This is a genomic window from Novosphingobium sp. UBA1939 (assembly GCF_002336885.1).
Taxonomy (GTDB): domain Bacteria; phylum Pseudomonadota; class Alphaproteobacteria; order Sphingomonadales; family Sphingomonadaceae; genus Novosphingobium.
The window spans coordinates 1-13,482 of sequence record NZ_DDFB01000063.1 but is presented as its reverse complement, the minus strand read 5'-3'; the positions used below and the strand labels follow the sequence as shown (position 1 = coordinate 13,482).

The following is a 13,482-nucleotide window of genomic DNA, read 5'->3' as shown; positions in this document are numbered from 1 at the left end:
GGGGGCAAAAATGTCAAAAATGGCCAGTTTGCTGGCGCTGAATAGGATATTAAAATCAGAAGTTTAATGCATTTTGTTGTGGTGCTTACCGCGCGCGGCAATTCAGGGCTTGCAAAGCCGAACATGCTGCGTCGGTCGCAATGGGAGAGCTACACTTCTTATTATCGTCGTTCGGAGCTCTGGCTGCCGACCGTGGCCGTTAATGGAAATGTCCGTGTACGCCTAAACCGAACTTTCCGAGGACAAAATTCCACCCGTTCAAAGCTAGTTTGAGTCAAAACCGCTCAGTTAACGCCCAAAAATCGCTGTTTCGCGACGTTCAAGCAAAATGTTTCGGTAAGTTGAATCTCGAGGCACTTGATACCGCTTGGCCAGTGCGATAAGCCTAAAAAAGTCCCTCAACCAAGGAATGCCTTCGCAACAAAAGTCGTCACCTCATCGTTTTGAATGGTGAGTTGGGTTTTTGGAAACCGAGTGCGCTGATGTGGCGCAGTCAGTTTGTATGCGAGGTTGGCATGAATCGCTGGCAAGCACTGGTAGACGTCGTAGAGTCGTTCAACAGCCGTGGCCGCTCTGGCATGGCCCTTTGCGCTGTGTTGGTCATTGTGGCCATTCCTGCGCTCTGCTGGTTGTGTGCGGGAATTTGGGGAATTAAGCTTTCCCATTGACCGCCTTGATCCCCTCCGTGGAGATGGTGGGTCAATCTCCTGACTGCTGCAGGCTGATGCTCCCCTTGCGCCATTCTCCAACGAATTGTGTCTGGATTTTGCAGACTATCCGCGATTAGTTGGGTTTGGAGGGTCTAAAAATGCGCCTGCAAAAATTCCGCGTCGTCGGTTTCCAATCTTTCTCCGACACTGGTGATCTCGAATTTTGCGAAGGAATCAACCTCATCATTGGTCAGAACAATGCGGGCAAGAGCGCATTGTTGAGGGCTATGAAGCAGATTACCGATGATCGTCATAGGTCTCCGGAAGCTTGGGATAATATTTTCATTCCAACACCTGAAGCCCATATGAGCTTCATAATGGGCGGTCGGGAGTTAATGCCTTTCTTTGTTCGTCATGCCGGTCATCATGTTCCTGTTCCGATGGGGCAAGATGTGAGTAAATATTCCCATAGTTTTTTTGAAAAAGAAAATATTTCTATTTCGGTGAAAAGCAATACCAATTCATTCATCGGGGAATATCCTTCCCATGGCATGTTCAAAAGTGAAAATGATAGTGAATCATTGTGCGCAAAATTATTTTATCAAAATGGTTCTTTCGTTTGTCACGCACAGTTTACAAAATCTGATGATATTCCCATTGCCGTCAACAATATTTGGATTGAGAAAGCATTCTATTTCTCTGCTGAGCGAATGAAGGTCGGGGAATCTTCGCACTCACATGCTAACAGACTTGAACCAGATGCAAGCAATTTACCGGCAGTTTTACTAACTCTCAGCGGGGATCGTGGCAGCATATTCCGAAAGCTCGTTGGGCATCTGCGCCAAATTTTTTCAACTGTAGGAAATATCAGTGTCCGGCCGAGACCGGGGCTCAACACCATTGAAATCCGAGTCTGGCCCACGGAAGAAATGGAACGTGTAGAGCTTAGCTTTCCTCTGAACTCGAGTGGCACTGGCGTCGCTCAGGTAATCGCCATTCTTACAGCGATAATGACATCTGAGGATGCTGTCATAATTATAGATGAAATCAACAGCTTCCTCCATCCCGCCGCCGTCAAGGCCCTCCTACGGATCATTCAGACCGAATACAGCCATCATCAATACATCATATCGACCCACGCACCTGAGGTCGTCAGTTTCAGCAACCCTAGCACTATCCATCTCGTCAAACGCGAGGGTTATGAAAGCTCGGTGACGGCGCTGGAACTCAAACGGGTGGAGGAATTCCGCGAACTGGCCGATCACCTAGGCGTGTCGATGTCGGACGTATTTGCAGCAGACAGCGTGATATGGGTTGAAGGGCCAACTGAGGAGCTATGTTTTCCCTACCTCTATGAATTTCGGACAGGGAAGCCTCTGCCAAGGGCCACGGTTTTTACATCAGTTTCGGCAACCGGTGATTTCACTACAACCCGTCGCGACGCCAATCTCATTTTGGATATCTATCGACGACTTACCAGTGCGGCGAATCCGTTGAAGGTCGCGGTAGCCTTCAGCTTCGATAGTGAGGAGTTAAGTGAAGCTGAGAAAGGGGACCTGAGGCGAGCGTCGAGAAACCAGATGTATTTTTTGCCTTGGCGGCACATCGAATGCTATTTCATTTCCCCGGCCGCTTTGCGGGATTTCATTGAAACAGGCGATCTTGGGCGAGATGCTTCTCAGGGTGAACTGAATGTGGACGTAGTAGCGTCAAAGCTGACTGACCTTGCGTCATCCCAAAGATTCCGCATCCAAAGTTGGAACGGAAATTTGTTCGATGCAAAATGGGCTTCAGAGGTGGATGCTGCAAAATTAATTGCGAATGCCGTTTCGGATCTAACTGAAACGCGGCTCGAATTTCGAAAAAAGAACGATTCCTTGGCACTCCTAAAGCTCGTTCAGAGGCATAATCCCGAGCTGATTGAGCCTCTTTCAAACTACGTGTTGGAACTCGTCAGTGCGGTAAGTCGGCGAAGCGACTCCAATCCAATTTCATCCATGCCCCCTAAATGATTTCAATCGTGGCCGAGGTCCTTTTGACCCGTACCTTTGCTTTGGTCCGCTTCTTTGCGGGAGTGAAAGCGGTTGAAATGAAACTCCCGATCTCGTTCGCAGCTTTGAGTGCTGGGTCGGAATCGACGTGGGCATATCGCTGAGTGGCTTGGGCCTGCGAATGACCGAGGAGGCGGCCGATGACGGGAAGAGATGCGCCCTGCGAAACCGCGATGCTGGCGGCTGTGTGCCTCAAATCGTGCAGTCGCACTTCATTGATCCTTGCGTTCATGCATACACGGCTGGCGCAATGCCATGCTAGCGGAAATGGCCGGTTTGACTGGCTTTGAAAAGGATATTCAATTCAGTAATTTACGTAAATATCCTTCGTCTATGCCACATCCGTTCGGCATGGGTTGGCTGGCGTCCTATCGGCCGCAATAGGTCGCCCACGCCGCCATCAGCTCTCGCCGCTTCTCGAGCGCACGACCACGCCGGTAAGCGCGTTCAACGGCAGAGGCCACGGTATGGGCCAGCGCCATCTCGACCTCTTCGCGGCCGAACCGGGTCGTCTCGCCAGCCCAGTCGCGGAAGGTCGAGCGAAAGCCATGCACCGTGATGTCCTTGCGCTCCATGCGCTTGAGCAACTGGGAGAGCGCCATGTCGGAGAGGGAACCTCCACGCGGTGCGGGAAACACAAAATCGGTGGGCTTGAGCCCGTCTTCCTTCACGGCCGTCAGGACCGCGAGAGCGGCGTCACTGAGCGGCACCTCGTGCTGGACCTGCGCTTTCATGCGGCTGGCCGGCACGGTCCACAGCTTGTCCTCCAGATTGACTTCGCCCCACGTCATGCCCCGCGCTTCACCGGAGCGGGCGGCGGTGAGGATCGTGAACTCCAATGCCCGCGCCGCGACAGCCGGACGTTCGCCCAGGTCCGTCATGAACGCGGCGATCTGCGCGAAGGGCAAAGCCGCGTGATGCTTGACCGATGCCTTGCTTCTCTTGGGGAGCAGCAAATCGAGATGGCCGCGTCCCCGTGCCGGGTTCTCGCCGGTACGCAAGCCCTTGACCTTGGCCGCATCGAGAATGCGCTCGATCCGCCCGCGCAGCCGTGAGGCGGTCTCGGCCTTGCTCAGCCAGATTGGCTGGAGCACCGCCAAAATCTGTTCGGTCGTTACCTCGTGGATCGGCACCTCGAAGAGGGGCTTGGCGTAAGTCTTGAGCGTGCTGCGCCACTGCTGGCGATGCTTGGGGTTCCGGAACCCGTCTTCGATATCGTCGACCAGACCCATGGCGAAGGGGCCGAACGTGACCACCGGCTTTGCCGCGATCTTCGCCTTGGCGCGTTCGACGCGAGGATCGATGTCATCGAGCAGCATGGTCCGGATTTGGGCCGCACGCTCCCGCGCCTTGGCCAGCGTGACATCGAGCGCCGAGCCCAAGCCCAGTTCGATTCGCTTGCCGTGGAGTGTGCCGATGAAGAACCACGAACGACCGGAGGCGCGAATGCGCAGGTAGAGACCCCCACCATCGGAGTAGATGTTGGGCTCGGTGAGCGTCGCCACCTGCCTAGCCGAAAGTTTGTTACGCGCGCGCGTGGCCATGGTTTTGCTGAAATAGCGGGTCTAAACCGGCGCAACAAGCCATAGTTTCAGCCATAGTTTTATGGCTGGCTTGACCCGAACTTCGGCGGTCGGTCGTGAACGCGAAATCCGCCAAAATGCCCGTAATCCCTTGAGTTTTTGGCGTTCGCGGCGGTTCGGGGAGGAGTGCCAAAATACATGTTCTGGCGGAGACGGAGGGATTCGAACCCTCGGTACCGGATTTACCAGTACGACGGTTTAGCAAACCGTTGGTTTCAGCCACTCACCCACGTCTCCGGATCGCAGCGGCGAGGGCGGCCTATAGCGGCGGTTCACCAAGGCGGCAAGGGGGGACCGGCGGCCGCCTGCAATTCCTGAACCGGAAGGTGGAAAAGCGGCAACCGTCGCTTGGTTTCGTCGGTCCGGCGTATTTCCGACTCGACTCATCGCCCGTTCATTGTCGCGGAGCGACGACTGGATTCTGTGCTTGAAGGTTAACCGTGGCGGCTGCGGCCGGGGGCCGGGCATGAACAGGATCGGGATGGACGTATGAATATCTACCGCCGGATTATGCAGGCCGCCGCCGGGCTGGCGCTTGTCGCGGGGCAAGCCGCAGTGGCGCAGGTGCAGACGATCGATCCCAATTCGGCGATCGACGGCGATTTGTCGCACGGCGCGGCGGCGGCGCGTGCCACCCCGGTCACGCCGTCTTCGGGAACCTATGCCACGCCCGTCGGGCAAGAGGTGGGCACCACGCCGGCCCTGCCAGCTCCGTCCACCGTGCCGGCACCGGCGTCCGATCCGTCTTTGCCCGCGACGACGACCGCGGCGCCCGTGCCGCCGCCGGCCAGCGCGCAGGCCGCGCCGGGCAATACCTATCACGAAGACGATCTCATCGGTGCGGCGGAAGGCGTGTTCGGCAAGGGCGCCAAAGGGCTGGCGCTGATGATCCGCGATATTCTGGGCAAGCAGGGCGAACCCAACGGGTACATTACCGGACGCGAGGCCGGCGGTGCGCTGGTGGTCGGCCTGCGGTACGGGTCGGGCACGTTGCACCACAAGGTGGAGGGCGAACGGCCGGTCTACTGGACAGGTCCGTCGATCGGCTTCGATGCCGGCGCCAATGCCGGCAACACGTTCGTGCTGGTTTACAACCTGTACGACAGCGAGGATCTCTATCACCGCTTCGGCGCGGGCGAGGGGCAGGCTTACCTCGTCGGTGGGTTCAACGTCAGTTATCTGCGCCGGGGCGATGTGGTGCTGATTCCGGTGCGCATGGGCGTTGGCCTGCGGCTGGGCGTGAACGCCGGTTACATGAAGTTCTCGCACAAGCAGAACTGGCTGCCGTTCTGACGCGGGTCCGGCGGGGCGCCTGACCGGAAACGGCCTGCGCGCCGGGCGGGCTCCTCTTTGGTCGACAAATCAGGCCAAAGGCCAAATCAGGGGTTGCCCCGAAGGCATAGCGGCGGCATGGAGCCGCCGCGTTTTCCGCAGCTTTCAGGACACACCCCATGCTCGAAAATCTTGCTCCCCAGCCCGCCGATGCATTGCTTGCGCTGATCAAGCTGCACAATGCCGATCCGCGTGCGGACAAGATCGATCTGGGCGTGGGTGTCTATCGCACGTCCGATGGCGCGACTCCGGTTTTCGCGGCGATCAAGGCCGCCGAGAAGCGGCTGCTCGATACGCAAGACTCCAAGGCCTATCTCGGCCCTGAAGGCGACATGGGCTTCGTCCATGCGCTGATCCCCTATGTTTTCGGCGCGGACTTCGATCGTTCGCGGGTGGAAGGCATGCAGGCGCCCGGCGGCACCGGCGCGGTGCGGCTGGCGGTGGAAGTGGCCAAGCGCGCTGGCATCAAGCGCCTGTGGATGGGCACGCCTTCGTGGCCCAACCACGCCCAGATCGTGAACGCGATCGGCCTGGAACTGAAGACTTTCCCGCACATGACCGCCGATGGCGCGGCCGATCTCGATGCGCTCAAGGCCGCGCTGGCGCAGGCGGAGGCGGGCGACGCCGTGCTGCTGCACGGTTGCTGCCACAACCCCACCGGCGTCGACTATACCGATGCGCAGTGGGACGAGATCGCCCCGCTGCTGCAGGCACAGGGCGTGCTGCCGATCCTCGATCTGGCCTACCAGGGCCTTGGCGCGGGCATGGAGGCCGATGCCTATGGTCTGCGCAAGGTGCTGGCGACGGTGCCGGAAGCGCTGGTGGCCTACAGCTGCGACAAGAACTTCGGCCTTTACCGCGATCGCGTCGGCGCGTTCTATGCGGTGACGTCGGATGCCGATGCGCTGGCCAAGGCGATGTCGAACGGCGCGACGATCGCGCGCGCCAGCTGGTCGATGCCGCCGGATCACGGCGCGGCCGCCGTGCGGCTGGTGCTGGAAGATGCCGAGCTGACGAAGCTGTGGCTCGCCGAACTTGACGAGATGCGTGACCGGATGCGCTGGGTGCGCGATCGCCTCGCCGCCGCGCAACAGGTCGGCACGGTCAACATGGCGCCGCTCGGCACGCAGCATGGGCTGTTCTCGATGCTGCCGCTCAACGGCGAGCAGATCCTGGCCATCCGCGAAAAGCATGGCGTGTACATGGCCGGTTCCGGGCGCATCAACATTGCCGGGCTGACCAATGGCAATATCGAGAAGTTCATCGAAGCGCTCGGTGATGTCGCGGCCTGACCCGGCCGGGACGGAGCTGTTCGACCGGCAGGCGGTGCTGGAGGGGGAACGCATCCTCCTGCGCCCCTACCGGCCCGAAGACTACGAGGCGCTATACGCCGTCGCGTCCGATCCGCTGATCTGGGAAGTGCATCCGGCGCATGACCGGTGGCAGGAGCCGGTGTTTCGCGCCTTCATGGCCGACGCGGTGGAGAAGGGCGGAACGCTCGTCGCCATCGACCGGGCAAGCGGGGAGATCGTCGGCTCCTCCCGCTTTCAGGGACTGGACGCGGCGCGTTCGCAAGTCGAGATCGGCTGGACCTTTCTGGCGCGCAAATGCTGGGGCGGCGCGTACAATCGCGAGATGAAGCGGCTGATGCTGGCGCAGGCCTTCACCGGCGTGCAGCGCGTGGTATTCCATATCGGCGCGGACAACATCCGCTCACGCAAGGCCTGTGAGGCGATCGGCGGCCGGCTGACGGACGCGACCGACGTGGTCGAGCGAGGCGGCGCGATGGTGCTGCACGTGATCTACGAGATCACCCGCGATAGCTTCGCCAGCGGTCCGCTGGCCTGAATGCCCGGCCGTGCCGTGAAAGGCAGGCGCCGGCTGCTGTCGCTCGCGATCCGCCTGGGCATCGTGGCCCTTGGCGCGGGGTGTGCCGTGCCGCTTCATGCGGAGGATGCGCCGTGGTCGGCGCGTGCCCGAACGGTGGCGGCCTATCTGGACCAGCAATGGGGCCAGCCCGCGGGCTGGGGCGCAAGCGAACCCTGGCAGCGGTTCGTGATCGTGGACGCGCTGATCGATTACGAACGGCGCACGGGCGATCGCGCGTGGCGCGGCCGGGTGGATGCCGCCGTGCGCAACAGGGCCGGCCTTGCGCTTAACGATGATGCGCTGTGGGCGGTGATCGCCAGCGTTCACGCGTGGAACGGCGATCACGATCCGGCGTTGCTCGACTATGCCAGCGATACCTATCGCCGGCTCGTCACGACCTATTGGGATGATCGTTGCCAGGGCGGGCTATGGTGGGACCCCGCGCGATCGTACAAGAACGCCATCACCAACGAACTGCTGCTCTATGCCTCCACGCAATTGTATCTGGCGACCGGACAACAGGCGTATCGCGAGTGGGCCTTGCGTATCTGGTCCTGGATCAGCCAGTCGTCGATGATCGGACGCGACGGGCTGGTCAATGATGGCCTGAACGCCTCCTGTCGCAACAACGGGCAACCCTATTTCACTTACAACCAGGGCGTACTGATCGGTGGGCTGACCGATCTGACCACGATCACCGGCGATCCGGCCTATCGCGATCTCGCGGTGCGAACGGCCCTCACCGCCACGCGCCTGCTCTCCACGCCCGGCGGCATTCTGCGCGAACCGGTTCCCTCGATCGGTTCGGACGGCTTCATGTTCAAGGGCGTGTTCGCTTATCATCTGGGCCATCTGCTCGACGACATGCCGGCCGGCCCGGACCATGTGGAACTGCTGCGCTGGAGTCAGGCCAATGCCGAAGCCGTATGGCAAGCCAGCGACGCCGGCATGCGCGCGATCGGAAGCGACTGGTCCGATCCCGCGTCGGCAGCCGGTGCCGCGTCGCAGGTATCCGGCCTCAACATCCTGCTGGTGGCAGGCGCATCCACTGATCCCGGCGGCCTCCACCTTTGAGAACGCGTTGACAAGTCACCGCTTCGCAACACACTGACGCTTCGATCCGGCGGTCAGACCAGCCGGTGTTCGCGGACCGATGCGGCGGAGATGGCATGAGCGAGGACAGTCAGGATGCCGGATTGACCGGATGGAAGATCGACCAGCTCGATTTCCCGACGTTCCGTATCAGTCTTCTGGCCAAGATCATGGATCGCGTCACGATCCGCACCCTCTCGCAGCAGACCGATCTGTCCTATGCCCAATGGCGCGTGCTTGCCCGGCTGGGTTTGATGCCGGGCGGCGGCACGGTGCGCGATATCGCGACGCTAGCCTGGGTCGATCGTGCGGAGGTCAGCCGCGCGGTGAGCGCGCTCGAAGAGTTGGGGCTGGTGGCGCGCAAGGATAACCCCCGCGATGGGCGCGCGCCGATCCTGACGCTGACGGCGGAGGGCGAACGGGTCTATCGCGATGTGCTGGGCAAGCGCACCGCGTTCCATGAACACCTTCTGGAAGACCTTTCGACGGAGGAAAGGGCCACGCTGGACGCCCTGCTCGTCCGCATCGGAGACCGTTTGCTGGGCGAATTCGACAAGGCATGAATGCCGGGCCGGCGGATAGCGCGGAGTCTAGGGTGATCCGCGCGCACCATCCTAGACAGTTGGAGAATAAGTGCTTGACGATTGTCTAATTGCATGAAAACCTCCCCAACAAATTCGATAAGCATAACGTGATTGCGACAGGGCAATGGGGAGCTGGCCATGCGGCGTAGCGACGGTCGTGTTTCGGGTTTGTGGTGGCGTGCGGGGGCCTTGCTGGGTTCCACCGCGCTGGCGGGAACAGGGGTGGCGGGAAGCGGGGTGGCCCACGCGCAGCAGGCAGCGGACCCGAACCAGCCGGTGGATATCGTGGTTACGGCCACCAAGCGCAGCGAACGCCTGCAGGACGTGCCGATCAGCATCCAGGCGCTCGGCAATACCGAGCTGGACCAGCGCCAGGTGCAAAGCTTCGACGATTACGCGAAGCTGCTTCCCAGCGTCAGCTTCCAGTCGTTCGGTCCCAGCCAGAGCCAGATCTACTTCCGTGGCGTGACCAGCGGTGGTGACGGGCTGCACGGCGGCTCCACCCCGGCGAGCGGCCTCTATCTCGATGAAGTGCCGCTGACCACCATCGCCAACAACGTCGATTTCCATGTCTATGACATCGAGCGGGTCGAGGCGTTGTCCGGCCCGCAAGGCACGCTTTACGGCGCCAGTTCGCTTTCAGGCACGCTTCGCCTGATTACCAACAAGCCCGATGCGTCAAAGTTTTCAGCCGGTTATGATCTTGACCTCAACAAGTTCGGCAAGGGCGCGGTGGGCGGCACCGCCGAAGCGTTCGTCAACATCCCGCTGGGCGAGCGCGCGGCGATCCGCCTGGTCGGGTTCTACGAGCACGACGGCGGCTATATCGACAACACGCCGGCGACGCGGACCTACACGCTGAACGACGGTGACCCGACGACCAACGTCACCATCAACAACGCGAAGTATGTCAAGAAGGACTTCAACGACGTCGATACCTGGGGCGGCCGGGCCGCGCTGAAGATTGATCTGGACGATGACTGGACGGTGATGCCGGGCATTACCTATCAGCATCAGGTCGCGCACGGTGCCTTCCTCTATGATCCGCGTGCCGGCGACCTGCAGGTTCACGATTTCACACCCGATCTCAACAAGGATAGCTGGTATCAGGCCGCGCTGACCATCGAGGGCAAGCTGTCCGACTGGGACGTGACCTATGCCGGCGGCTATTTCGAACGCCATACCAGCAACCAGACCGACTACAGCTATTACACCGTCGCCTATGACGGCGGCTCGCATCAGGGCGGCTTCTATTACACTTATTTCCCGACAGGGAACGGCGGCTTCCTCGATCCCACGACCTATCAGGTACTGGCCGACCGCTATACCAAGATGACGCACGAACTGCGCATTTCCTCTCCCGCCAAGGAGCCGTTGCGGTTGACGGCCGGCCTGTTCTTCGAACGGCAGACCGACTACATCGAGGCGGATTATATCATTCCCGGCATCTCGCAGATCCCGCAGGACGGGTTCTTTTATCCCAAGCCGATTCCGGGGTTCGGGGATTCGACGTTCCGGACGCGCACCAACCGCGTGGACCGCGATTACGCCGCCTTTGCCGATGTCGCGTGGGACATTGTGCCCAACCTGACACTCGACGTCGGCATCCGGGGTTTCATCACCAAGAACACGCAGATCGGCTTTTCGGGCTTTGCCTTCAATGCCGCAGATCCGAATTGCGTGCCGACGACCTCAACCGACCGGCCCTGTACCAACATCAACGGCAAGTTCGTCGATTCCGGGGAGACGCACAAAGCCACGCTTTCGTGGAAGTTCGCGCCGAACAAGATGGTCTATGCCACCTATTCCACGGGCTATCGCCCCGGTGGCCTCAACCGCAGGACCGGCATCCTGCCCTACAAGTCCGATACGCTCGACAACTTCGAGATCGGCTGGAAGACAAGCTGGTTCGATCGCAAGCTGACGATCGGCGGGGCCGTGTTCATCGAGAAGTGGAAGAAGCTGCAGTTCGGCCTCAGTCCGGTCGGCCAGGCGGGCGTCACCAACATCTACAACGCCGGTGACGCGCGCGTGCACGGGATCGAGGGCAACTTCGACTGGCGGATGGGCGGATTCCAGCTTTCCGGTTCGGGGACGTATGTCGATGCCAAGCTGACCACGGACTTCTGCCAGTTCGATGCGGCGGGCAACAGCGTGTGCGTGCCGGGCGTTGTGCCGGCGGCGGCGCGGGGCACGCGCCTGCCGATCCAGCCGAAGTTCAAGGGATCGGCCACCGCGCGCTACAACTTCCGGCTGGGTTCGATCGACGCCTACGTACAGGGATCGGTGCTGCATCAGAGCAATTCGCGGACGTTCCTGACCGACGCCGAATATGCGGCGGTCGGGCCGACGCCGGCCTTCACCACGGCGGATTTCGCGGTGGGCGGGCAACTGGGCGACATGACGTTCCAGATATACATCCAGAACGCCTTCGACGCGCGCGGAGAACTGAGCCGCAACACGGCCTGCGCGCCGTCGTTCTGCGGGGCTTACTACCGTGTCTATCCGGTGAAACCGCAACTGTTCGGGATCAAGTTCGGACACCACTTCTGACGGAGGGGGATGGCGGCCGTTCTCTCGATCCGTCGAGGGGCGGTCGCTAACTCGCCGGCATCTCCACCGCATCCCAGCGGTCCAGCAGCCATTGCCTGACATAGGCGGCATGCGAGCGGTCCACATGGAGGCGGACGGTTTCCTCCCGCCACACCGCCGTCACGCGCAGCGCGGCGAAGCGCATCACGCGCGAGCACAGACCGGGGCCGGGCCGATCATGGTCGAGCCGTGCGGCCACGCCCGGTCCCGAAAGCGTGAAGGAGACCAGCCCGGCGCCCGCGTCGCCCACCAGCGCGGACTTGCCCGCCACGGCCTGTTCCAGCGCCGGCAGGAGCGCGCCGGGCGTTTCGATCAGGAAGTCATGCGGCCCTTGCCAGATCAGCAGGGCGCCGCCGGCTTGCGTGGCAACGGGCACGGTCGGTGCGGGAAGCGGCGCTTCCAGCACGGCGGTGATCGCGCGCGTCAGCGCGGAATCGCGGTCCGGATCGAACGTAAGCCGGGCGATAGCGGGCGTACTGTCGACGCGGAAATGCACGGCCTCCGTGGCCACCGGTTCAGACATGGAGCCGGGCTCCTTCGGGATCGAGGAAGCGCGGCGTCACCACGCGGGCCGGGAAGGCGCGCCCTTCCGACCATACCGTTACTGTTTCGCCATGGCGCTGGCGCCCGTCGGCAAGCAGCCCCAGCGCGATCGCACGGTCGAGCGTGGGGCTGAAGCAGCTGCTGGTGACGAAGCCCTGGCTGGGATGCGGCGAGCCGCCCACGACATGGGCACCCACGGGCAACGGTTCCTGCCGCTCCAGTGGCTCCAGACCGACAAGCTGGCGGCGGCCGGCCTTGGTGGCGGACGGATGGAGCAGCGAACGCTTGCCAAGGTAATCACCCTCGCGCTGGCCGGGCTTGCCCCAGCCGATGTCTGCCGGGATCGTCGCGCCGTCGGTATCCGTGCCGACGTGGATGAAGCCCTTTTCGATGCGCAGGATGTCAAGCGCCTCCAGCCCGAACGGCACCATGCCGAACGCCTGCCCGGCTTCCCACAGACGGTCGGCCAGCATTCCGGCCTGTGGCGCGGCGATCGCGATCTCGTAGCTGAGTTCGCCGGTGAAGCTGACCCGCTGGATGCGGACACGGTGGCCATCGAGCGAGGTTTCGGCGACGGACAGGTGCGGGAAATCGGCCGAGGCCGGGGGAAGGGCGCAGCCCGCCGCGCGCACCACGTCGCGCGCCTTCGGCCCCGCGACGGTCAGCACCGCCCATTCCTCGGTCACGTCGCGCGTCACCAGATCGAGCGGCCACTGGCACTGGTGCCAGTCCTCGATCCAGCCGCGCACGCGCGCGGCATGGCCGCTGCTGGCGTTGAGCAGGAAGTGATCGTCGGCCAGGCGGGCGATCACGCCATCGTCGAGCAGCACGCCGAGCTCGTCGCACAGCAGGTTGTAGCGCGCGCGCCCGACCGGAATCGTGCTGGGGCGGCCGAGCGAGATCAGGTCGAGGAAGCGGCCGGCCTCCGGTCCTTTCAGCTCGATCTTGCCGAACGAGGAACTGTCCATGACGCCCACGTTGCCGCGCACGGCCAGCGCCTCGCGCCGGGCCGCCGCCTCCATGCTCTCGCCGGCAAGGGGGTAGTGCGACGGGCGCAGATGGCCGAAGTCCTCGAACACAGCCCCCCGATCGACGTGCCAGTCGTGCGTCGGCAGGTGCTGCCACGGGCGGAACAGCGCGCCGTTGGGGCGGTCGGCGGCAAGCGCGGCGATGGCGACCGGGGCGA

General features: G+C 61.9%; 11 protein-coding genes and 1 tRNA gene. 7 read left to right on the top strand and 5 right to left on the bottom strand.

All coding sequences use genetic code 11. The features are described 5' to 3' along the window. Positions 1-808: 808 nt before the first annotated feature. Positions 809-2,662 carry an ATP-dependent nuclease gene (locus B3547_RS09180; RefSeq protein ID WP_292962331.1) on the top strand — a complete coding sequence of 618 codons (1,854 nt, stop codon included), beginning with the start codon at positions 809-811 and terminating at the stop codon, positions 2,660-2,662. Here B3547_RS09180 and B3547_RS09175 read toward each other — a convergent pair. The 3 genes from B3547_RS09175 to B3547_RS09165 form a co-directional block, all read right to left on the bottom strand. After that, the gene (locus B3547_RS09175) at positions 2,655-3,005 is read right to left on the bottom strand and encodes a tyrosine-type recombinase/integrase (protein WP_292962513.1); all 351 of its coding nucleotides are present in this window, start codon (positions 3,003-3,005) and stop codon (positions 2,655-2,657) included. The two genes, B3547_RS09180 and B3547_RS09175, sit on opposite strands and share 8 nt — an antisense overlap. 64 nt (positions 3,006-3,069) lie before the next feature. After that, positions 3,070-4,245, bottom strand: a complete 1,176-nt coding sequence (locus B3547_RS09170; protein WP_292962328.1) for a tyrosine-type recombinase/integrase — start codon at positions 4,243-4,245, stop codon at positions 3,070-3,072. Between the two features lie 183 nt (positions 4,246-4,428). Then, positions 4,429-4,521: transfer RNA gene (locus tag B3547_RS09165), tRNA-Ser, on the bottom strand. A 252-nt stretch (positions 4,522-4,773) separates the two neighbouring features. Here B3547_RS09165 and B3547_RS09160 point away from each other — a divergent pair. The 6 genes from B3547_RS09160 to B3547_RS09135 all read left to right on the top strand — a co-directional run bounded on the left by B3547_RS09160 (position 4,774) and on the right by B3547_RS09135 (position 11,714). Next, positions 4,774-5,577, top strand: coding sequence for a DUF1134 domain-containing protein (locus B3547_RS09160; protein ID WP_124808378.1), 804 nt, complete (start codon positions 4,774-4,776; stop codon positions 5,575-5,577). A 158-nt stretch (positions 5,578-5,735) separates the two neighbouring features. Continuing rightward, entirely contained in the window at positions 5,736-6,908 is a 1,173-nt protein-coding gene (locus tag B3547_RS09155) for an aromatic amino acid transaminase (RefSeq protein WP_124808379.1), read from the top strand. Further along, on the top strand, positions 6,895-7,464 hold the full coding sequence (locus tag B3547_RS09150) for a GNAT family N-acetyltransferase (protein WP_292962324.1): 570 nt from the start codon (positions 6,895-6,897) through the stop codon (positions 7,462-7,464). Before B3547_RS09155 ends, B3547_RS09150 begins: the two co-directional genes overlap by 14 nt. A 15-nt stretch (positions 7,465-7,479) precedes the next feature. After that, positions 7,480-8,559, top strand: a complete 1,080-nt coding sequence (locus B3547_RS09145) for a glycoside hydrolase family 76 protein (RefSeq protein WP_292962322.1) — start codon at positions 7,480-7,482, stop codon at positions 8,557-8,559. Between the two features lie 95 nt (positions 8,560-8,654). After that, positions 8,655-9,140, top strand: a complete 486-nt coding sequence (locus B3547_RS09140) for a MarR family winged helix-turn-helix transcriptional regulator (protein WP_124808382.1) — start codon at positions 8,655-8,657, stop codon at positions 9,138-9,140. 159 nt (positions 9,141-9,299) lie between these two features. Beyond that, complete coding sequence (locus B3547_RS09135) at positions 9,300-11,714, top strand: TonB-dependent receptor (RefSeq protein ID WP_292962319.1); 2,415 nt, start codon at positions 9,300-9,302, stop codon at positions 11,712-11,714. 46 nt (positions 11,715-11,760) lie between these two features. Here B3547_RS09135 and B3547_RS09130 read toward each other — a convergent pair whose 3' ends face one another. Next, a complete protein-coding gene (locus tag B3547_RS09130; protein WP_292962317.1) occupies positions 11,761-12,276 on the bottom strand; it encodes a hypothetical protein in 516 nt (171 codons plus the stop codon). After that, positions 12,269-13,482 (bottom strand): aminomethyltransferase family protein (locus B3547_RS09125; RefSeq protein ID WP_292962315.1); only part of this gene is annotated, 1,214 nt, incomplete at its 5' end. The genes B3547_RS09125 and B3547_RS09130, both read right to left, overlap by 8 nt.